Raw genomic sequence first — 22,299 nt, 5'->3', positions numbered from 1 at the left:
CGTGCATTTCGCTCACATCTTTCGATTCTTTGCTCCTTAACGAAGGCGTTTGTCCTTTTGAATTGCTTTACGCACCGCTGCTTTGCGCCGCATACTAAGCGGATGCATGATTTTGCTTGTTCTCCTTGGTTGGAGCGCACTAAAAATTAGGAGACGCTAGTGACTCGTTCTATTTTTTGGTTGACTCTGTTGGCCGGTGTGTGTTCCCCCTTCTCTTTTGGAGCAGCTGCAGAACCTCAGCCCGACCAGGAAATTCCCGCTTCCGCGGATCCTCCCCTTCAACTGTATGATGGCTTTCAAGGCTATGAACGAGGCGTAACTACCAACTCGGCCGCAGCGCAGCAGTGGTTCAACCAAGGGATTCAGCTGCTGTACGGCTTTAATCATGACGAGGCGATTCGTTCGTTCGAAAAAGCCGCCGCGATTGATCCCTCTTGTGCGATGGCCTGGTGGGGATCCGCCTATGCTCGTGGGCTGCATATCAACAATCCGCAGATGAATGTTGAGCAAAGTAAGCTGGCCGCTGCAGCGGCCGCCAAAGCGATTGCGGCGCTCGATCAAGAATCGCCGGTCGAACAAGCATTGGTTCGTGCGATCCAGACGCGATACGCCATGCCGGTTCCCGAGGATCGCCGCAAGCTTGATGAAGCGTACGCCCAAGCGATGAACGAAGTCTGGCGGCAGTTTCCTGACGATGCTGACGTCGGTGCGCTGTATGCAGAGTCGCTGATGAACTTACAGCCTTGGGACTTGTGGACCGCCGAGGCGGCGCCCAAGGGGCGCGTGTTTGAAATCTTAGCGGTCCTTGAGGATACGCTCGCGAAGGCCCCACAGCATCCCGGCGCCAATCATTTTTATATTCATGCGATCGAAGCTTCGCCGTGGCCGGAGAAAGGCTTAGATGCCGCGACGCGATTGAGCAAGCTGATTCCCGGTTCGGGCCATCTGGTCCACATGCCATCGCATATTTACATTCGGACCGGAAAGTATGCCGCCGCGACTGACGCGAACACCGCTGCGATCGCAGCCGACGAAGCTTATTTCGCCAAAGCGCCGAAGCCTGATTTCTATAGTCTTTACTTCATGCATAACGTCCACTTCCTTGCTTATGCGGCGATGATGGATGGTCGCTATCAAACCGCGATCAACGCCGCGCGAAAGATTGAACAGGTCATCCCGCCTGAGTTTTTGAAAAACTATGTGGTGATGGCAGACGGCTTTATGCCGACTACGCTGCATGTCATGATTCGTTTTGGAAAATGGCAAGAGATTCTCGCAGAGCCAGAGCCAGAAGCGTGGCGAATGTTCAGCCGCGCCGAACGTCACTTTGCGCGCTCTATCGCCTATTCGGCCCTGGGTAAGACCGACAAGGCGCAGCAGGAGATCGATCAACTGGATCAGGTCGCCAGCGAAATGGGTGAAGAGTGGAAAATGGAAAATAACTCGGCGGAAGATGTGCTGGCGATCGCGCGAAAGATGGCGGTCGGAGAACTCGCATTTCGTGAAGGTCGCACCGATCAGGCGTTCGCCGAACTGCGCGACGCGGTCGAATTGGAAGAGCAGTTGACCTATGACGAGCCGCCTGGTTGGATGCAACCGGTCCGTCACGCTTTGGGGGCGTTGCTGCTGGCTGATGGACGCGCGGCGGAAGCGGAAGAAGTGTATCAAGCTGATCTAGTAGATCATCCCAACAATGCTTGGTCGTTACTTGGGCTGCAACAGTCCATTGGCCGCCAAGGTCGGGTCGAAGAAGCCGATGCAATGAACGAACAAGTTCAAGCAGCGTGGGCCCGCGCCGACGTGAAGCCGGTTGCAAGTTGCTATTGCCATCCCGACGCTCGGGCGCAAAGCGAGTAGCATCCCTTTTCTCTACGAAGGCTCGTGCGGATAGGGCTCTAGATGGACCAGCACGTCGCGCAGTTGGGCGAACTGCTGAATCAGCTTGTCCTTGACTTGATGGCCGATTCGATGGCCTGCTTCGACCGTTAATTGAGCGTCAACTTCGATATGGATATCGGCTAGAAACTCGATGCCCGATTTGCGAACCCAGAGCTTTTCAACAGCACAAACGCCTGGGACGGTTTCGGCCGCGTTTCGAATCTCTTGAATCAATTCTTCGTCCGCTTGCGGATCTAAGAGTTCGCTGGTGCTTTGCAGAAATATTTGACTCGTGTTGAACAAGATGGCCAGGACGACAACCAGCGCGGCTCCTTCATCCGCCCAGACGTAGGACGCTCCTCCCCAACGAACGATCGCCAGTCCAATCAGCACCGCCAAGGAACAAAGCGCGTCACTGCGATGATCCCAAGCATTCGCGGCGATTGACATCGATTTTGTTTGACGACTGACCGCCAGATTGTACCAATAGAGCGACTCTTTGATCACGATATTGATCGCCGCGATCCACATGGTCCAAACCGGCGGCTTCAAATGATCCACACCCAATCGGTTGATCGCTTCCCAGCCGACAAAAATGGCGGAAATCATAATCAACATTGAAACATTCGACGCCGCAACCGCTTCCGCTCGGGTATGCCCATACGGATGCTCGTCATCGGCAGGGCGCTGCGCGAACCATAGCCCGAAGATAACAACAATTGACGTCAGCGAATCGCCCAGCGAATTGACAGCATCCGAGATCAGTGCGAACGAACTTCCCATCACGCCGCCGACCAGCTTCACAATTCCCAGTGACAGGTTCACGGCTAACCCCAACCAAGCGGCGCGTGTGGCGCTGCGGTATAAGTGGGTTGCGGAGAAATCAGGCGGATTACTTGAATTCATGCGTCATTCGGACGATACGTCCTGGGGGCCAGCGGAACAGGGTTCGTCTATCGTCGCGTAGCCCATGCCAAAAGAAAAGGCCGGCGGATCGCTTTTTACGAATCCGTCGGCCATCACTTTGCAGCGTCTCAACGTTACGGCGAAAGCTGATGCTTGCCGCCTGCGAACTTGTTGTGACAGCTATTGCACTTAGTCAACATCGCTTTGTAGTGCGTCACCGCCACTGCATAATCTTTTTTCTGAGCGGCGCGATAGAGTTCGCCTCCCAGATCACGGACTGCGACAGAGTCTTCGTTCCAAGCCGCCGCATCTTTTTCGGGGGCACGGATGAGCAGCAAGTTGCCCCCCTCGGCCAAGATCAACGAAGTGGATTTGATCTCTTTCCACGCTGCGTTGTCTTTCGGTTCGCTCGCCATCGCCGGCTTCAATCGCTTGTAAGTCGGCTGAAACACATATTCCATAAATTCATGCATGTCCTCTTCAACCGGCTTGGGTTCGGCAGCAGATGCGCTGGCCAAAGAGAACGAAACGGCGGTCAATGCGACCAGGCTCAGCAGTAGTTGTGTTCGAAATTTCATTCAAGGATTCTCCTAGCAAGAAAACAAGTTCCCCGGCGTTCGCGCAGCAGCGAGCGCCGATAACAGCAGATCAAGTACGTCGCCGATTTAGAGCAACAGCGACTGGTAACAGAGAAAGAGAGGGAGCGGCGGCGAAAGCTCCCCGCGCAGGCAATCACGCAGTACGCCTGGAAGTCGCTTGGCGCCAAAGCGGTTTGGGCGATTTGTCAGAAGTTGGTCGCAAGAGTCGAAATCTTCCCCGGCAAACTCGGTTTCAACTCGGCCTTCCAATGCAGGGGCAAGCAGTTGCATCGCCGATCGATGAACGTGCCAGCCTGGGGGAATTTGGGTCGCCGGAGTCCCGCCGTGGTACTGCCGCAAATGGACCGCAAGCTCTTGCGGCGAAAGCGACTCATGACGATGCGCCCACGCTGGGGTCAACTGCGTGCTAAACAGCAGCAGACTGACAAGCGTGATGTGAAGCAATCGATGCATGCGGCTCAGTGAAGAAAACACAATAGACGCGACTTGCGGACAACTTTCTAACCTTAGTTCTCTCGCTGGCGACTGTCAATAAAGGGAGGGACAGCCCCCCAATTTCTACGATTCAGTCCACCGTCGCAGCACGTAATGTTCCAGCAAGTTGATCGAGACAAAGACGACCACCCCTAACAACGTGCAACAAATCATCGCCGCGAACAGTTCGTCCGTCTTTAGATTGTCGCTCGAGCTACGAATGTAATAGCCCAGCCCATGTTGTTTACCGCTATAGCCGACAAAGAACTCGCCGACGATCGCGCCAACCACCGCCAACCCGCTGCTCGCTTTCATCCCGGTCACCAGATAACGGATCGAAGCCGGGAATTGCAGTTTCCACAGCATCTGCCAGCGTGAGGCGCGGTGCAGACGAAATAGTTCGACCAGGCTACGATCGACCGATAGCAGGCCCGTCGTCACGCTGGTGATGATCGGAAACAGACTGATAATGGTGGCCACGACAATGACGCTCGGCAAGCCATAGCCGGTCAGAGTGACAATCCAAGGGGCGATCGCGACGATCGGCACTGTCTGAAAAAAGATCGCATAAGGATATCCACTCAGTCGAATCAGTCGCGACTGCGAGAACACCAAGGCGACCAGCGTTCCTAAGACAACCGCCGACGCGAACCCGACCAACGCGCCAACCCCTGTCACCAACGTTCCGCTCCATAAAGCAGAACCTTTGCGAAGAAACGAGTCGCCAACAGCCGCAGGGCTTGGCAACAAATAGGGAGGAATCTTTGCCTGCGTCACTAGTGTTTGCCAGATCGCGAGTGCAATCAGCAACGTTGCAGCCGGCAGTAGGACTCGCGGCAGGGTCTCGCGCATCACACGACTCCTTGTCGCAAGTGCTGCGAGATCACGCCGCACTGCGCTGCGAACTCGCCGGTGGCGCGCAAATTGGCAGTCCGCGGCGCTTCAAAAACGATCGGCACATCGGCGACAATCTGACCCGGTTGAGCCGACATGACCAACACCCGCTGGCTGAGAAAAACGGCTTCGGCGACGTTGTGCGTGATAAAGACGCCGGTCCATTGCCGCTGTTTCCAGATCGCTAACAACTCTTCGTTCAATTGCTGTCGCAAGATGTCATCGAGCGCGGCGAACGGTTCGTCCAGCAGCAGCACTTGCGGCTGGGTCACCAGGGCCCGAGCCAGCGATACTCGCATCCGCATGCCGCCCGAGAGCATCCGCGGCAGCTTGCCGGCATCTTCCTGCCGCAGCCCAACCAATTGGATCGCTTCGGGGATTCTCGCCAACTGCGGCGATTGAGTGCGGCGGAGCAGTTCTAGCGGCAAACGGATATTGTCGTAAGTCGTTCGCCAAGGCAACAAGGTTGGATCTTGAAACACAAACGCCGTCTCTGTTTTGGGCGGCGCTTGCTGGTCGATCATGACCTGACCACTGGTGGCCGACTCGAGCCCGGCGATTAGCCGCAAGAGGGTCGACTTGCCGCAGCCAGAAGGCCCCACCAACGAGACAAACTGTCCACGCTCGATCTTCAGATCGGTAGCGGCGATCACCTGCTGATCGGCAAACGATTTGGTGACCGCAGAAAGTTGGATCATAGAGCGGGACGAACGTGGAGTTATGTACTGGAGTCTCTCCTAGTGTAGGTTAGTCGCAACAACTGGCGAGGGGGATTAACTCATTTTCAGAGGCCCTCTACCGGTTGCAGCTTCCTTTTTTGGCGGACTCCCCCGCTGGCGATACTGTTTACTGAATATGCGAAAATGAATAAAAGGGAGCGGCGACAGCAAAGAACATGATTGCCATCAACAGGATCGCCAGCAGCAGACATCCGTGCGAATAAACCGACGCGAGCCGCAGACGAGGCGAACAGAGAAACGTCAAAATCGCCAGAAAAAATGCGTCTACCACCATCAACAAAGGCAAGACCAGGTAGGAATAGTTCGCCAAGAAGGTCGAAGTGGTCAGTAACAGTTGGGTTGGAGGCGGAAGTAAGGTTTCATAACGATCGTAGCACAACCCAATGTAAGGCACCTGAGTGATGAACAGGGCGCCAATGATCAGCAGGACAAAAAAATGCAGCCCCAACGTCAAAAAATAGCGAATAACCCGCAACCAGATCGCTTCATCAACAGACTTGTTCCGCGGTTGTTCTGCTGGTGCAGATTCTGCTTGCGTCATACGGTTGTGCTCTGATTTTTTGTTTTGTCAGAGGGAAATGCTCATCTGATCGGACACTAGATTGCTTTGTCCATCGGTTCGTCCTGCGGCGGAACCATCGTCTTGCGGACATCCACTCCCTCTGGCGTGAGGATCGAAATCCCCGCGCCGTCTATCCCACTCGACGCATAGATGGTTGCCGGGATCGGCGTTTTAAACAGCCATTCAACGACGCTGCGCCACTGCTGCAGACGCAGGAAATCGGCGACCTTCATGCCACGCGGGATACCCCGACGGACCAGATCGGTATTCGTCTTCTGACTAAGCTCTTGGGTCCAGACGACTTTGCCGTTGCGATCGGCCAAGTGGAGCCGACCGGTGACTTCGGTGACCTGGATCGACTCGACGTACAACTGACCAAGCACGCGAAGACGCAAAGTGTCTGGAGTCAGCTTTTCTTGCACTTCCACCTTCAAGATGTACTCAGCTTCCGGATCGGGCTGATAGCCAGCCACCAGGGCCTTTGCGACAAATGCGTCTTGCAGTTCTTTGGACAAGTCTTTGCGCTCTAAATCGAGCGTAGGGGCTTCGGCGTCCACGAGAATCGCGATCGCATCACCGCGGGTCAAAATGGGGGTGAGCGGCTTCAGATCTCGGAAGCTCTCTTGCTCGTCCTGCTGCGGCAACAGAGCGGCTCGCAAGGTTGAGTCAGAACGGGTCAGTTCTCCGGCGACATACCACTGTCGACCATCCGAGCCATGATACCCAAATGCGCCGTGTGGCAGCAAATAATTCCAGACGATCCGCTCTGAAGGCAAGTGAACCGCGACCAAATGACTTGATACAATCAACTTGGTATTGAGCGGCATAACGCGGATCAACAGCACATCTTTCGAGCCCCACGCAACTCCCATCGGCTTGTGGGGAAACTCAAACGTTTTCTCGACGCTGTTTTGGACGAGATCCCAAAGAATCACATGCTGCGGTCCCGTGGCGGAATAGCGAGCAGACGCTAATTGAAGTCCATCTTCAGAGAACGCAACTTGGCCATAGCCACTGATCTGCTCGTCCGTGGGACTCGCCAGCGTGCCGAGCATCTCGCCTGAATCGGCGTCCAGCAACTCTAGTTGTCGTGTCGCCATCACGCACAACGAGCGACCACTGGGCGAGGATTGCAGGCGGGTCGTTCGACCATAGGTGCGTCTTCCTACGGCGCGGCATTCCGGCAGCTTCCACTGCGTCAATTCGCCAGCGTCCGATAAGACCCACAGACGCGTGCGATCCGAACCAAACGCCATTGCTTCGATCTTATCGCTGGCGCTTTGCAAAGGGCGAAACGCCAGCACCGGTTTGCCGGTCGTCAGATCAAAAAGATCGACGCGATCTTTCCCCTCCTTCGTGGTGAATGCCGCCCAGTCACCGGTAGGCGCTGTGGCCATCAAACGAGCCGCAAAAGGGAGCGACGTCCGCTGAAGCGGCTTACCGGCCGCCAGATCGATCAAGTCAAAGTATTGATCCTCAATGTTGGTGAGCCCATTCAGACGCCGACTCTCATCTGGTTCGCGCAGTCCAAGCACGGCGCGATTCGACGAACGGCATTGATACATGTGCCCCAATTGCAGTTGGTTCGCCGGGATCTTCGCGCCATCGGTTAGCGTTTCTATCGGAACCTGAGGCGCAGCGTCAGGCTGGTATGTCCACTGGATGTTCGTCGCGATTTCTTTGACATCCTCTGTGACGATCGGCGTCAGCGGCGGCAATCCTTGATCTGCGGCAGTCGCTCCGGCTGCGACCAACACTTTGATCGCAGCAATCTCTTCGTCCGAGATCGACTTAAGCGACATCACCATCCGGTTGTCGTCGGTACGCGAAAAAACCAGGAGGCGATTGTTGTCGACAAACCGACGTGCCTCACGCAGATCAGAACCACCAAGTTGCGCTGAATCGATCCAGATAACGTCGGTTGAGCCATGTTCGACCATCACGCCGCCCGAGATTAACCAACTGCTGCGATCGGGACGCCACTCCAGGGGACGACCCCGGTACGAAAAACTGCGGGGGAGCATTTTTGCAGGGTCATCCGGGAAGTTCAGATCAACCAACCGCTCGCCGTTTCGCATATTCCACGAACCCAGATGACGGCCCGATCCCGATCTCGAAAAGAGCAACAATTCTTCCCCATCCGGAGAGAAGCTGATTTCTTCCAAGTTTGCCGAGGAAGGTATCTGCGTCTTGCCGCCAATGACACCGGCTTCGACGCCGGTGCGCAGATCGATTAACCGAGCGTTTTTTTCCAGCGGAGCATACAACGCGGCGTAGGTTCCGCCGGGACTGATGGCGATCGATTTGTCGTTGGAGAACAAGGGGAGCGCCGCCTCACTGATTTTGCGCCCCGTCGCTATCTCAAAACAGGCGACCACATTATCGCTCGATCTGGCAATGACAATGCGATCCGAGCCGGCGAAGCTGACCGAGGAAATATAAGTCGACGAGCTGCCTGGGGTGAACGAGCGTACGAGCTTGCGGGTGACAAATGACCAGACCTGCACTTCCTGCGCATTCGTCGTGTCGTTTCGTGCGGTAACCGTCAGGTAACGGCCGTCTACACTAAACGCGACATGCTGCAAGCCATACGACTCAAACTTAAGCCCGCTAACCAGCTTTTGCGTGGGGAGATGGAAAGCGTAAAAGGTCTTGGAACTCTCTTCAAAGAAGACAAAGTGGCTCGGGTGTTCTGAGAAGACCGGATGCAACGAATAGGCTCCTTTCGGAGCGCTGGCGTTTACCTGGACCGTTTCTGGCAATGTGTAGTCATAGGGGCTGGGATCAGGCGCCGCTTGCCATTCCAGTAGCGGAGAATTAACGATCGGCGGCGCTTTAACCGTGCGGGCCGGCATGCTGGGATAGTCGTCTAAACTGGCGGGGGTCGCTGACGTCGTCAGTGGAGGAGGATCCATCGGCGACATCGTGGTTGTCGGCGGCGAAGACGCGGCGTTGCTGGCCGTCGGAGCACGTGGAGGAGCGAACGAAGGGGACGCAGTCGCGGGGCTCATTTCGATCGGAGCCGTTCCTTTGATTGCATTCGTCAGGCGAGCCAATTCGGCATGGACAAACCGGACGTCATCGAGACTCAGCTTGTCGAGCGGAACCGCGATCTCTTGGCCGTTATCGTCACGTTTTAAGATCACTGAGCCGTCACGAAGATCGAGCAGTTCGGCTTTGACCGAAAAGCCCCCTTCGCGAGCATGCCACTGGCGCGCTAACCCAGGCGAAGCAAAGCCGATCACTAACAGCGAGACAAGGAAGTATCGCAACACTGCTAAAGCCCCAGATGAGAGAAGAGAAGGAGTCGCCGCAGCCCTAGGCTACGCTTATCCGTCATCGATCGTAACCCATGGATGCGACTGGGTCAAAATGAGGGGCTTCAGGTCCGATAGCAAAAAAGCCGCCTCTGTGGGCGGCTTCGCTATCATGAAGAGCAGCTAGTGCTCGTTATTGTCGAGATTTGTGGGTCTTCTTAGTGAGATTTCGCAGCGTCAGAGCGTTTTAAAAAATTGGGCACATTCAACCGACTTGCCGGATTTACCGTGTTATCGCCGTGCTCATTAATATGGTCTTCGATCATTTTCAAAATTCGCGTGTTCGATTTGTAGGCGACATCAAACAGATCACCTACCAGCGGCACCACGCCGATCAGCATGTCAAAGAAGATATAGCCCACCATCTTGGAGCGTTTAGTAAAGGACATGCCTAAACGTCGCGCTTCCCACAGTAATACAAAAGCCGCCGTCGCGGTGACTAAGTCGCCAACACCTGGAATGATCCCCAACAACGCGTCGAGGCCAATGCGGTATCGCGTGCCGGGTATGCGAACCGCATTCTCCATGATGTCAACAAATCGTCGCATGCGTTGCATCCGCGACGACGGTGGCTTCATTGATTGATTGGGTTCAGCGGGCATGGCAAGCCGCCTATTTAAAACAAAAGGATCATGACAAACATCAAAACCAACAACAGTCCAAATACGCCTGACGGAATGCGCCAGCTTGAAGATTCAGGAATCACGCCCAATAGCGTCAAGCCAAGAGCTGTCAGCATCATTAAATGAACCATGCTATGCCTCCCTGCGAAATTTGCTTTCCTTATGAAAGACCTTTATGCAGTCGGCATGCCACTCGACGAGATTTCGCCCTATTTGGTTGTAACCCGTTTCTCTGACGAGGCTTACAGAGATTCTTGCCATGCTGGCGTTGGGGCGGCAACGACTTTCCAGAGTGGTCGAGGCCCGCGCAACGGGATCCTTGCACGGCCAATCAACGCAACGATCAAGACAAACCAAGAGCCGCGATCTTGATCGCGGCTCTTGGTGGATTGTTGCTTGCAGACTTAAAGCGAACGCAGGCTAACCGTCGAGGCCGCCAAACAGCGGTGTCGAGATATAGCGCTCGCCGAGGCTCGCCATGATGACGGCGATCCGTTTCCCTTTCATTTCAGGACGTGCGGCCAGTTGGGCGGCGGCCCACATCGTGGCGCCGCTGCTGATGCCGGCGACGATTCCTTCTTTCATCGCGAGTTGACGGCCCCACTCAAAGGCATCTTCATCATCGACTTTGATGACTTCATCTAAGACCGAAGTATCCAGGTTCTTCGGGACGAAGCCGGCGCCGATTCCTTGAATGCGATGCTTGCCCGGCGCTCCTCCGCTGATGACCGCCGAGTTGGTTGGTTCGACAGCGATCGCTTTGAAGTCGGGATTTTTGGACTTAATGTAGCGCGCGACTCCGGTGATGGTTCCGCCGGTGCCGACGCCAGCCACGATGGCGTCGATATTTTCGCCAGAGTCTTCCCAGATTTCGGGACCGGTCGTCTTTTCGTGAATCGCCGGATTCGCCGGATTATCAAACTGCCCCGGCAGCCAAGCGCCCGACTCTTTTTCGACCATTTCGTAGGCGGTGTTGATCGCCCCTTTCATTCCTTCGGCAGCCGGTGTCAGCACCAGATTGGCGCCCATCACGCGCAGCAACGCGCGACGCTCAAGCGACATCGACTCGGGCATGGTCAGCGTCAGCTTATAACCCTTGGCGGCGCAGACAAACGCCAGCGCGATCCCCGTGTTGCCGCTGGTCGGTTCGATGATGTGCGTGTACTGGTTAATTTTGCCGCTCTTTTCAGCGTCCTCGATCATGGCGTAGCCAATCCGATCTTTGACACTGTTCAGCGGATTGAAGAACTCGCATTTCGCAAAGACCGTCGCATGTCCCTCAGGGACCAAGCGATTAATCTTGATCATCGGGGTATCACCGATGGCGGAGCAAGCATCGTTATAAGACTTGCCGCGTGGCATGACTTTTCCTTCCAAACAATTTCGACGGTAATGTTTTAATCGTGCAGAATTGCCGGCCGGGCTTTGCTGCAATCTGGTTGACGTATCTTCCGCGAGTTGGAAGACCCCGGCAGCTGAGTAGAGAACCGCTCAAACTACGAGAATCGCGTAGTTGTGTCAACCTGGACAATTTAAGGCCAGATTGTTAGCCTTTCTTGGGCAACACGACGGTCGCTTGATCATGAATCGGGGTGGCGCTCGCTCCGCTGCCGAAAAAGGCGCCACTGGCGCCGCGTGAGCCGCTTCTCAGCACGAAGACCCACATCGCACCGGCGAGCGACACAATAATCGCCATCGCGGTGGCGCCGGCGATCGCCAGCTTCTTGCCAAGCGAATGTATCGGACCAACGGCCGCTGCTTGCTTCTCTTGCACCAAAACCACCAAGCCGGTCGAACGCGAATCGCTTTCGTTGCCTGGGGTTATCCGCACTGACTGGATCGCGGCGATCCACGGTCCCGCCAAGTCGGCGCCAGCCGGGTCGTGCGATAAAGGATCGATGTAGTCGTACACTTCCCCTGTCCCCATCGACTTGAAGTCGACTCGCATGTTCGGATCTTCGCAAAACTGATCCGGCAAACGAGACTCGTGATTTAGCAGCTTATCAAACAGCGGATGCTGCAAAATCATCCCACTTTTCTCGCCCGGACGCTCATCGACCAGTACTGCAAACTGCTCTGGCGAACCCTCAAAGCGGGGAAACTTGCCGACGTCGATCGTCAGAGATGCGACCGCAATCGTTTCTCCGTTCGCGCGAATCGGCGCCGAAATGGCGCACTTCCACGTGTTACTGGCCGTGCTCAAAAAGACCGCCGAGAGATGCGGTTTATCGGTCGCCGTCGGATAAATCCCATCCGGCGGCGGGATCGAAGCATGAAACCGAGAGTCGATCGCCGGGTGGGCAAAGTCCTCTTCGCCGCCATGAAAGTAAGAGCGATATCCGTAGTATCCGCCGACCGGCGAGTCGATCGATTTGCCAGCCGAAGAAGCGATGTGGAACCCATATTTGTCGAGCAAAAACCAGCTTGCGTAGCGTCCATTTCCGGCGGCCCAGCGATCGGTGATTAACTCTTGCAACGGTTCGCGGGCTGAATGTTCCTGAAATGCATGGATCAGTTTGGCGCGCTCGCTTAGCTCCAGATTCGGATTACGCAACTGCGCCAACAACTGATTGAGCTCGGGACTATCCAGCGTTGCTTGCAGCGTCGCCAGCAAATCTGGACGTTTAGAGAAACGTTCTGTATCAGCAAACAGCGACTCGATATCGTGCGCCACATTGGTCGCCGCCAGCTCGGCGGCAAACTGATTGCTGACCCAGCTTTTCGACGCCAACGCTTTGGCCGAGTCGTTAACCGCCGCCGAATAGCCCCAAAATCCAAACGCTAGCATGATCCCCAGCAATACCGCCGGAGCGATGATTCCTAACCAAACCAAAGGGCGGCGTTCGCGATTCTTCTGGCGCAATTGCAACGCATCCAGCACTGCCTGCGTGTTGGGGTAGCGGCGTCGGGGATTGACGGCTAACTGCCGGTCAACAATGTCGATTAGCTCGCGATCGACGCCTGGCACGTCTCGATGCGCGACCGGCATCTCCGCGCGATGGATAATTTGGCGATACCGATCCAAACGCGAAGTCAGTCCCGCCGCCGAGTCAATCTCGCCGATGGCGCCAGCACTGCGAAACGGGGGATCGCCGGTCAGCATCGTGTACAAGATTGAGCCCAGCGCGTAGACGTCCCAGCTTACATCAGGGACGGCGCTCAACTCGGCTTGTTCCGGCGCCATGTAAAATAACGTGCCCAACGCCGGTTTCTGCTCGTGGGAAAGCCGCGATTGTCCAAAGTCGGCCAACCGGGCTTTGCCGTCTTGATCCAGCAAGATGTTCGCCGGCTTCAAGTCGCAGTGCAAAATACCTTTCGCATGCGCATGCAGTAAGCCGACGACGATATCGATGAAAATTTCGACCGCACGTTCAACAGGCAACGGGCCACTTTTTTTCAGCAGATCCTCTAGTGATCCACTCTCGACGTACTCCATCACATAATAAGGAGGATCAGAGTCCCAGCCCACATCCAGCAACTGCACCACGTAGCGGTCGGCCGAAAGAAAAACGAGCTTTTCGACCTCGCGGGCGATCAAACTGTCCTCCAGCGAAGCTCGATGATTGTAGAATTTAATTGCCACGCGTCGGCCGGTGTTGGCCGCTATGGCAAACCAGACCTCTCCGTAGGCTCCGGCGCCCAGAAAACGCTCGATTGAGTAGCCAGGGATTTCCCGCGGGGGGCGAGTGCGTCGGAGGCTGAGTTCCTCCGATGCTCTGAGATCGCCGTCGTTTTGCAGTTCGGTCCGTTCTAAATTCATCCGATAGTCGCGTCGGTGGGGGCGAAAGATCAGGCCGTTAGCAGCGAATTCATTCTAGGGGGCCGTGGCGTGCGAGTGAACTCACCACGGCAAATTACCCCTTTTCTGGGACAGATCTAAAACCAAGCATTAGGCTGTCAAATTTAGACAGAAACGAAGTTTCAATTTATTGCGAGAAAACGCGTGCTGGGAATTTTACTGTTATTATTCATTCTGATTCCGACAGTCGAGTTAGCGCTGCTGCTGTTTTTGGCTAGCGTAACCGATCCGTTGTTTACCTTGGCGCTAGTGGTGGTCACCGGCGTAATCGGGTCGATGCTAGCACGAAGTCAAGGGTTCGCGACCTACCGCCGCATCCAAGGCGAATTTGCCCAGGGGCGGATGCCGACCGATTCGCTGTTTGATGCGATCCTGATCTCGCTGGCAGGCGTGCTCTTGATAACCCCCGGTATTTTGACCGATCTGACCGGTTTCGCCCTGCTGGTCCCCTTCCTACGAAAGTCAATCAAGGCTTGGCTGATCGTCTGGGGAAAAAAACACTTTCAACTGAAGACCACCTCAACCGTCGACGGGTTCACAACCACCAACGCGCCCCCTCCCACTAGCGAGATCATCGACGCACAGGTGATCGAAGCTCGCCAAGACAAAAAGTAAACACGCAGCCAAGCAGATTTTACTCCGCGAGCCTTACCCCGCATCATCACTCTTCGCGTTCCGCACAATTCACTGCTGACGACGTGCTGGTTTTTAAAAATAAAAAAAGCCCCTGCGGCTTGTGACGGCGGGGGCTTCCTTGTTTTGTGAATTAGCGAGCGAAGACTAAATCGCGTCGTCATCACTGTCGTTGTTGTTACCGCCGCGTTGAGGGCGTTGGCCACGCGGTTGTCCACCTTGACCGCGCTGACCACGCATTTGCGAACGATCGAGTTCAAAGTCAATTGCGGTCAGCTTTTCGATCTTGGCAAGTTGCTCGGCATTCAATTCTGCTTTGACTTTGGCGGTCGCGGCGGCGCGAGCTTCGGTCATTTTCGCCATCATTTCTCGGCGTTCTTCCTGCGAAGCGTCGCGCATGCCTTGGAATGATCCGCGCATTTCTTCGTTGGCGGCTTCACGAGCTGCGGCGATCTGCTTGGCTTGTGCTTCGGAGATGTCTAGTTCGGCCTGGACCATTGAGTCACCCAGCGCGCCGCTCAAATCGGTTTTCAGCAAAATACCGACCAGTTGCGACTTTTGCGGATCGGTCAAAACGCTGGAGACCTTTGTCGAAGTTTCGGCGGACAGCTTGGTCATCTTCTCACGCATCGCGGCACGATCGGTGTTCTCTCCACCCCCTTGGAACAGTTCTCGCATCGAGGCGCGTGACTGGTCGGCGATCGTCTTGATCTCTTCTTTTTGTTCGTCGGTCAGCTTCAGCAAGGTCTGAACTTGCTCAGAGCCGAGCAGCATCGCAGAGTTCGCCCCGCCGCCAAAACCACCGCCGCCAAAACCACCGGCGCCGCGACCGCCGCGGCCGCCAGGACCTTGAGCAACGCTAATTTGGGCCATTGCCGCAATCAGGCAAACTGCGGCCAAAGAGGCCAAGCATTGATTTTTCCACAAGTTCATGTTCGATTCCTAAATAATTGGTAGCAAAGGAAAAGGGAGGGGAGGCGCTTGCGTGAGCTGGGAGCGCCGATCGTTTTGATCAGAAAGATCGCATGCGTGGTGACCGTTCAAATGCACCGCTAGCCGCGACGATTTAGTTAAACCCGGTACCTTTGGCGAAGTTACGCCAAGTTTTTGGAAAATTACCTCCAACGACGCTGTCTGCCGCGTCCCGTATAATGCGATCCGCCCAAACCCAATTTTCGCCGACTACGGGGGAAGTGTGATTCGTCGTTTTGCTAAACGCTGGGGTGTTCGGTTTTGGAACGCCGTCCAGCATTCAACCAACCGAGACGCGGACGTATATGCTTCCTGTATCGCATTTTACGTCTATATGTGGATGCTGCTCGCCGGAATTGTATTCTTTGCGACCGCCCGATCGTTAGTGCGCGAATCCATTACAGAGCAAGATTTGCGTGGAGAACTTCGCAACTGGATCGCCGCAGAAAGTTCGGAGGAAACCGCGACTGCTTTTATGAATTTCATCCGCGAAGGCGCCCAAAGCGATACCGCGATCATTGGGTTTGGATTGGTGGGGCTGCTGCTGGTCGGCGCGACGGCATTCGCCTGGCTAGAGCGGGCCTTTTCTCGAATTTTCGATCTCGACTATCCTGTCAGCGAAACATGGCGGCAATTGCTGTGGAGGATTGTCTGTTACCGGCTAAGAGCCTATCTGTTTGTGACGGGGCTGGGCTTTGTGGGCGTTGTCACGTTGGCCCTGCTTTTTGCCTGGAAGCAGTTTCTATTAAGCAGCGGGTCTACCTGGGGGCTGACGATCTTGCTGCCGACTCAATATGGGGCCAGCTTTTTGTTTAACTGGCTGTTGATCACGCTCATCTTTTGGCAGCTTCCGCGCACCGATGTTGCTTTTTGGAATGCGCTGCGGGGGGCGCTGCTTTGCACGATCCTGTGGGAGATCTGCCGCATCCCGATCGACCTCTTTGTGGTGTCTGGCAAGATGTCGTCGTTTGGGATGGTTGGCTTTTTGATCGCCAGCATGCTGTGGCTGTACTACGCGATCTGGATCATTTTGGTCGGCTGCGCATACGTACGGTTTCTTGAAGATCCGTTGCCGCCGGCGCCAGAGAAGGTGACATAAAAAAGGGCGCCCTGATCCGCAGAGCAGGGCGCCAATGTTAAATTAATTAGCTGCGATCACCGCACCTAAGACTAGATCGCACATTCGCAAGCGGTGCATTCGCACGTCTGGCAGGTGCAATCGTCACCGGTGCAGCAAGTGCAACCAGCTTCGCAATCGCATGCCGTCTGGCATGCGCACGCGGCCTGCGAACTGTCTGCCCCTGCATTCGCGGTGGTCGCTGCAGTCTGGTCACTGCAACCGCATTTCTCACAAAGGCACGTTTCGCACGTGCAGGTCACGCCATCGCAATCAGGGCAAGCGCAGTTGACGCATTCACACTGCTTGGCGGGAGGCGCAGAGTCGGCTGAAGCCAACGTGATCATGCCCAACGAAAGTGAGAAAATCGCAGCCAAAACCATGAGACTTTTCATGGGAGTATCTCCAATAGAAATCGTAAAAACTGAAATAAAATCGATGTTATCGCCGTAGCGATCGATTTAAATCAGCCAGCGACAATGGAGTAATTGGAAAGAAATAAACCGTCCCGAGCAAAGCTCTTCTTGCTCGAAGGGGAAGCGAGCCTGAACAGCAAGCTCGGAAGGTCGTCGAGTGGACCAAGTCAGCAAATCGACCGGCAGGGGGATCTCATTAACCGACGCAGGAACGATAGGCTCCTCGATCGGCTTGGCGCAACAGGAGCAATCATCACAGGAGGGAGAAGTGAGGGCCGACGCTGAAGAGGATTGGCTACAGCAACTTCCCGAGACCCCGCTGCAGCAGGTAAGCGCGATTGCGTTCGCTCCAGTCGCACTGCAACAAGCAACAGATGCGGCTTTCGCGCAACTACAGGCCGTTTCTCCCGGCCCCGCACAAAGCGGAGCTGAAAACACCACGCCTGTCATGGAGCCCATCGCGAGCGCCAAAATGAGCATCAATGTGGTGGCGAAACGAACCATACAGATCCCAGAGGAAACAGACGCACTAATAGCGACAACTGAATCCTACGCACTTTCTCGTGTGAGGGCAATTCAGAATTTACGGCTGCCACGGTCAGCGCGGCTGTCGCGGCATTGTCTCTCCCAATTTCTCCATCAGGTGAGCCGCTTTGTTATACGGCTTGGCCCCAGCGTTGGTTCGCGCTCCATTTTCGGGCAAGCCAATATCGTCGGGAGCAATTCGCATTTCCCAGTAAATCTCGGTATTGCGTGGGATCTCGGCAAAGCTCAGGACCGCTACTCGCGGCAGTTGCGCGGCGATCATCCGCCACAAATTGCTGCGCAAATCGATCGACGTCACCAACGCGGTTGGCTGTTGCTGTTCTTCGAGCTGTTGAAAACTGTCAGCCAGATTGTCGATCAAGCGTTCGACCCAAGCTCGGGCTTTGCGGCCTGCTCCGGCGTCGTTGAGTTCCAGCAACCGTTCTTCTAGCTCTGGCTCGAGACCAATCGCGTGGACCCGACCATCTCGGTCAAGAAAACGCTGGCAAATTTGACGTCCCAAGCGTACCCGCACGGCGGTCACCAGCAGTTCGATCTCGCCGGTGCGCGCTCCTTGGCGAACCAGGGTTTCGAGCACGCGGGAGAAGTTTTTGATCGAGACTCCCTCTTCCAACAGCCGGGCCAACACGGCATGAATGGTCGACAACGACAACGGGCTCGAACGCAGTTCTTCGACCTCCGCCGCCTGGTCATCGCGCTGCATGTCGATCAACCGCCGAACGTCATCCAGCGTCAGCATCTCGTGGGCATAACGGCGCAATGTTTCTTGCAGGTGAGTGACCAACAGCATGCCCGGTTCGATCACCAGGTAGCCAGATTTCTCGGCTTCGCGCTGCTGCTCGGCTCGAATCCAGATTCCGGGACCGCCAAAGGTTGGATCGACGCCGGGGGTACCGTCCAAAGTTTCGGTCGCGGTTCCCATATCGAGCGCGATATACCGGCCGGGTCCGAAGCGCGAGCGGGCCACCTCGTTTTCATCAATCAAGATCCGATACTCGTTTTCGCCCAGCTGGCGACTGTCACGCAACCGGATCTTGGGGACGATGATCCCCAGCGAATCGGCCAGCTGACAACGGACGGCGGTCATCCGATCAAAAAAATCTTTCGACTCAGGGGAAATGATGGAGACGAGCGATTGCCCGACTTCGAGCGCAAGTCGATCGATGTACAAGTACCCCCGCCACGGCTCGGTCGATTCGGGGGCGACCGCTTCGACCTGCTGTTCTGGCTCAGCGTACCAAGCTGGCTTGCCGCCATCCGCGATGACGGGAATATCAAGCAGATCTTCGTCCGCGCAACTGATCGAGACGATATGGTGAAAATGGACGAGCGCTTCTTGTCCGTGGTGCTGGGCGTCCAAGTTCCAAGCGGTGTCGTCCGTTTCGCCCTGCGAGCTGGCGTTGATCAGGCGGACGCAATCTTCATAGATTGCAGCGACTTCTCCCTTCAGTTTGATATGACCAAAGGTGGAAACGCAGACTTCTCTGCCGATGTATCGTGAAAGAATCGAGGAGTAATCCATCGATGCGCCCCTACCTATTCCGAGGAGAATTCAGCTCTCCGCCTGGCGAACGAAATGTTAATACTGATTCTAGTTAGAAGTCGCACGCACCGACAACCTTTTGCTTGAGCCAAAACCGGGGGGCATGGTGAGAAACAAGAATATCGTGTTCCGAATACGACGATTTCGACGACCAGCATGGTTAAAAAAGATACAAAGAATTTTCTCGGTTCGTATGGACAATTGCCTGGGGATCGATTTAGAACAATGTCGTCCAGCCGAAGTCCGTAAGTGATCCGGCTTTCCGCCGATAGCTTGCAGCTTTGCTGATGCTGGCGCCTTTAATTGCAGTCAACCAGGACCGCCTTCACAGGCCTGAGCTTGGGTGTGCGGCCCGCATGGAAGTAGCGTCGTCTGCAAGACGCTGAAGGGAGGCGAAATGGACATCCTGCGACTGTCCGGGTGAACCCGGCAAGATTGGACTGTCTCTAGACCTGTCAATCTTGTTTCGCTCAGGATCAAAACCGCATGATTGATCACGTGGGCCAGCAGCTTCCGAAGCTGTTTGTGCTGGACACCAACGTCCTTCTTCACGACGCCAAGAGTTTCCGCAATTTTGAAGACAACGATGTAGTGATTCCGATCACGGTCCTAGAAGAGCTGGACCGATTTAAAAAAGGAAACGAAGACATTCATTTCCAAGCTCGCGAATTTCTCCGCCAAATTGATCTCTTAACCGGCGACATTCTTTCAGAAGCCGGCGCTTCGCTCGGCGACGACCACGGGAAGTTGCGAGTGGTTTTCTGCCATGATCAAGACGCTCGGCTGAACCGCGTCTTTATTTCTGATTCCCCCGACAATCGTATTCTTAACACCGGCCTGTTTTTGCAACGCACCTCGCCGGAGCGGCGCGTGATCTTAATCTCCAAAGACACTAACCTGCGCATGAAAGCAAAAAGCCTGGGGCTGCAGGCTCAGGACTATATCAACGACAAGATTGAGAGTTTTGACAAGCTCTATACAGGGCGGCGGATCGTCGAAAACATCTCGACCGAGCAGATCGATCGTTTCTTCCAAAATGGCGGCGTAGTCAACGCCGTCGATTTTCCGGAGGTGCACCAGCCGACCGCCAATGAAAATTTTGTGCTCCGCAACGGTTCCAAATCGGTGCTGGCGACGTTTAACGCCGGCAATCAACACTTGCAACGCGTCGAGAAATACGCTCCCTACGGCATCAAACCGCGCAACGCCGAACAGTTGTTCGCGATCAAAGCGCTGTTGGATGACGAAATAAAACTGGTCACGTTGGCCGGTAAAGCCGGCACCGGCAAAACATTGCTGGCGCTGGCTTCGGCGCTGGAGTGTTCTTCCAACTATCGGCAGATCCTGTTGGCGCGACCGGTCGTGCCGCTGTCAAACAAAGATCTTGGTTACTTGCCCGGCGACATTTCGGCCAAGTTGGATCCATATATGCAGCCGCTGTTCGACAACCTTTCGGTCATCCGACATCAGTTTGGCGAGAACGACAAACAAGCGCAAAAGATCAATCGGATGCTAGAAATGGAAAAACTGGTCATCACGCCGCTGGCTTACATCCGCGGTCGCAGCTTGCAGCGGATGTACATGATTGTGGACGAAGCGCAAAACCTGACTCCGCACGAAGTGAAAACCATCATCACCCGCGCCGGTGAAGGAACCAAGGTTATTTTGACCGGCGATATTCAACAGATTGATCATCCTTACCTCGATTCGCTGTCCAACGGGTTGTCTTATTTGATCAACCGGATGGTTGGCCAACCCCTGTACGCGCATATCAGTCTCGAGAAGGGAGAACGCTCTGAGCTGGCCGATTTAGCGAGCGAACTACTCTAAAATTCTAGTCGAATCCGTGGTTGTTTGAGTAAAATTTCTGCGCAGCATTGGGTGGTTTGAGGCCGATTTTTCGACTATCTTGAAGCTGTGTGGGGTAACTTCCGGTTACCCTACGCAGCTCTTTTTCTTTCCTGCCCAGTCCCCTGAGACCCTCCGATGCGACTACTTACTTCGCTCTTTTTTGCGATTGTGCTTGCCATGCCGATGTTTGGCCAAGATATCAAAGCTCTGTATAACGAAGCGGACCTCCCTCAGTTCACACTTCCCGATCCGTTGATCGCCGCGGATGGAACCAAGATCAACTCGGCCGAAGCTTGGCGAAAAATTCGGCGACCTGAGTTGCTTTCGATGTTTGAATCCGAGGTCTACGGCAAGGCTCCGGCGCCGCTGCCGATCACAAGTCGCGTGCTGGAAGAAGGAGAAGTGTTTGGCGGCAAAGCGATTCGCCGGCAGGTCCGCATCTTTTTGACCGGTAAAGAGACCGGCCCCCATGTGGATCTGCTGCTGTACTTACCCCACAGCAGTTCCCCGGTTCCCGTCGTCCTGGCCCTTAATTTTAAAGGGAACCATTCACTCAGCGACGATCCAGAAATTTTGTTGCCTCAGTCTTGGATGCGTTCTAACGACGCCGACGGCATCAAAAATCATAAGGCGACCGAGGAATCACGCGGCGCGGCCAAATCACGCTGGCCGATCGAGCGGATCATTGATCGCGGTTACGCGTTGGCGGTCGCCTATTACGGCGACATCGATCCCGATTTTGACGACGGTTTTCAAAACGGAATTCATCCTGCGTTTTATGCTCAAGGACAAACCAAGCCGGCCGCCGACGAATGGGGAAGTATCGCTGCTTGGGCGTTTGGCTTGTCGCGGATCGTCGATTATCTAGAGCAACAAGACGCGATCGATCATGATCGCATAATCGTGATGGGACATTCGCGGCTCGGCAAAACTTCGCTGTGGGCCGGCGCGACCGACGAACGTTTTGCGCTGGTGATCTCCAACTGTTCAGGCTGCGGCGGAGCGGCGCTTAGCCGGCGTCGATTCGGAGAATCGGTGCGCCGGATCAACACGTCATTTCCTCATTGGTTTTGTGACAACTTTGTCAAATACAATGACAACGAAGATGCTTGCCCGGTCGATCAGCATGAGTTAATCGCATTGATCGCCCCCCGCCCCGTCTTGATCTGCAGCGCCGAAGAAGATCGTTGGGCCGATCCTTATGGCGAGTTCCTTTCTGGCAAGTACGCCGATCCGGTCTATCGCTTGTTGGGAACCGATGGCCTGGCGGTCACAGAGATGCCGCCGCTCGAGCAATTGGTCAACAGCCGGATCAGTTATCGGATTCGACCTGGCAAACATGACGTGTTGCCCAGCGATTGGGAAGCGTATCTCGACTTCGCCGACAAGCAACTGGCGGGCAAATAGTCGCCTCTTGAAAAATGCTTAG

General features: G+C 55.2%; 18 protein-coding genes. 5 read left to right on the top strand and 13 right to left on the bottom strand.

Translation table 11 applies throughout. The features are described 5' to 3' along the window. Positions 1 to 159 precede the first annotated feature (159 nt). Positions 160 to 1,857 (top strand): tetratricopeptide repeat protein, encoded by a 1,698-nt coding sequence (locus tag SH421x_RS23985; RefSeq protein WP_488852544.1) that lies wholly within the window; start codon positions 160 to 162, stop codon positions 1,855 to 1,857. Positions 1,858 to 1,869: 12 nt separating this feature from the next. On the opposite strand, the gene SH421x_RS23980 is transcribed toward SH421x_RS23985, so the two are convergent. From SH421x_RS23980 to SH421x_RS23930, 11 genes are all read right to left on the bottom strand, one after another. Then, positions 1,870 to 2,784: a cation diffusion facilitator family transporter gene (locus SH421x_RS23980; RefSeq protein ID WP_488852543.1), complete on the bottom strand. Its 915-nt coding sequence runs from the start codon at positions 2,782 to 2,784 to the stop codon at positions 1,870 to 1,872. A 134-nt stretch (positions 2,785 to 2,918) separates the two neighbouring features. Next, a complete protein-coding gene (locus SH421x_RS23975; protein WP_488852542.1) occupies positions 2,919 to 3,362 on the bottom strand; it encodes a hypothetical protein in 444 nt (147 codons plus the stop codon). Between the two features lie 87 nt (positions 3,363 to 3,449). Further along, complete coding sequence (locus tag SH421x_RS23970) at positions 3,450 to 3,836, bottom strand: hypothetical protein (protein ID WP_488852541.1); 387 nt, start codon at positions 3,834 to 3,836, stop codon at positions 3,450 to 3,452. A 105-nt stretch (positions 3,837 to 3,941) separates the two neighbouring features. Then, complete coding sequence (locus SH421x_RS23965; RefSeq protein ID WP_488852540.1) at positions 3,942 to 4,709, bottom strand: ABC transporter permease; 768 nt, start codon at positions 4,707 to 4,709, stop codon at positions 3,942 to 3,944. After that, positions 4,709 to 5,449 carry an ABC transporter ATP-binding protein gene (locus tag SH421x_RS23960; protein ID WP_488852539.1) on the bottom strand — a complete coding sequence of 247 codons (741 nt, stop codon included), beginning with the start codon at positions 5,447 to 5,449 and terminating at the stop codon, positions 4,709 to 4,711. The genes SH421x_RS23965 and SH421x_RS23960 overlap by 1 nt, the downstream gene beginning before the upstream one ends. Before the next feature lie 148 nt (positions 5,450 to 5,597). Next, positions 5,598 to 6,032, bottom strand: coding sequence for a hypothetical protein (locus SH421x_RS23955; RefSeq protein ID WP_488852538.1), 435 nt, complete (start codon positions 6,030 to 6,032; stop codon positions 5,598 to 5,600). Positions 6,033 to 6,088: 56 nt separating this feature from the next. Next, a complete protein-coding gene (locus SH421x_RS23950; RefSeq protein WP_488852537.1) occupies positions 6,089 to 9,328 on the bottom strand; it encodes an SHD1 domain-containing protein in 3,240 nt (1,079 codons plus the stop codon). A 200-nt stretch (positions 9,329 to 9,528) separates the two neighbouring features. Beyond that, a complete protein-coding gene (locus SH421x_RS23945; protein WP_488852536.1) occupies positions 9,529 to 9,918 on the bottom strand; it encodes a DUF4112 domain-containing protein in 390 nt (129 codons plus the stop codon). 68 nt (positions 9,919 to 9,986) lie between these two features. Continuing rightward, positions 9,987 to 10,124, bottom strand: coding sequence for a hypothetical protein (locus tag SH421x_RS23940; RefSeq protein ID WP_488852535.1), 138 nt, complete (start codon positions 10,122 to 10,124; stop codon positions 9,987 to 9,989). A 289-nt stretch (positions 10,125 to 10,413) separates the two neighbouring features. Continuing rightward, on the bottom strand, positions 10,414 to 11,355 hold the full coding sequence (gene cysK / locus SH421x_RS23935) for a cysteine synthase A (RefSeq protein ID WP_488852534.1): 942 nt from the start codon (positions 11,353 to 11,355) through the stop codon (positions 10,414 to 10,416). 184 nt (positions 11,356 to 11,539) lie between these two features. Beyond that, the gene (locus SH421x_RS23930; RefSeq protein ID WP_488852533.1) at positions 11,540 to 13,753 is read right to left on the bottom strand and encodes a protein kinase domain-containing protein; all 2,214 of its coding nucleotides are present in this window, start codon (positions 13,751 to 13,753) and stop codon (positions 11,540 to 11,542) included. A gap of 183 nt (positions 13,754 to 13,936) precedes the next feature. On the opposite strand from SH421x_RS23930, the gene SH421x_RS23925 reads away from it, so the two are divergent. Next, positions 13,937 to 14,407 carry an FxsA family protein gene (locus SH421x_RS23925; protein WP_488852532.1) on the top strand — a complete coding sequence of 157 codons (471 nt, stop codon included), beginning with the start codon at positions 13,937 to 13,939 and terminating at the stop codon, positions 14,405 to 14,407. 165 nt (positions 14,408 to 14,572) lie between these two features. On the opposite strand, the gene SH421x_RS23920 is transcribed toward SH421x_RS23925, so the two are convergent. Then, on the bottom strand, positions 14,573 to 15,358 hold the full coding sequence (locus SH421x_RS23920) for a hypothetical protein (protein WP_488852531.1): 786 nt from the start codon (positions 15,356 to 15,358) through the stop codon (positions 14,573 to 14,575). Between the two features lie 262 nt (positions 15,359 to 15,620). Between SH421x_RS23920 and SH421x_RS23915 the strand changes: the two genes are divergently transcribed. After that, entirely contained in the window at positions 15,621 to 16,496 is an 876-nt protein-coding gene (locus SH421x_RS23915) for a YihY/virulence factor BrkB family protein (protein WP_488852530.1), read from the top strand. Between the two features lie 1,032 nt (positions 16,497 to 17,528). Here SH421x_RS23915 and SH421x_RS23910 read toward each other — a convergent pair. Then, positions 17,529 to 18,998 carry an FHIPEP family type III secretion protein gene (locus tag SH421x_RS23910; RefSeq protein WP_488852529.1) on the bottom strand — a complete coding sequence of 490 codons (1,470 nt, stop codon included), beginning with the start codon at positions 18,996 to 18,998 and terminating at the stop codon, positions 17,529 to 17,531. 507 nt (positions 18,999 to 19,505) lie between these two features. On the opposite strand from SH421x_RS23910, the gene SH421x_RS23905 reads away from it, so the two are divergent. Together SH421x_RS23905 and SH421x_RS23900 are read left to right on the top strand one after the other, a co-directional pair. Further along, positions 19,506 to 20,849 carry a PhoH family protein gene (locus SH421x_RS23905; RefSeq protein ID WP_488852528.1) on the top strand — a complete coding sequence of 448 codons (1,344 nt, stop codon included), beginning with the start codon at positions 19,506 to 19,508 and terminating at the stop codon, positions 20,847 to 20,849. A 156-nt stretch (positions 20,850 to 21,005) separates the two neighbouring features. Further along, a complete protein-coding gene (locus SH421x_RS23900; protein WP_488852527.1) occupies positions 21,006 to 22,277 on the top strand; it encodes a glucuronyl esterase domain-containing protein in 1,272 nt (423 codons plus the stop codon). Positions 22,278 to 22,299: the final 22 nt, after the last annotated feature.

The sequence above is a fragment of the Blastopirellula sp. SH421 genome, assembly GCF_057808535.1.
Note: the sequence above shows the minus strand (reverse complement) of the source record. Positions and strands in the feature narration are given on the sequence as shown.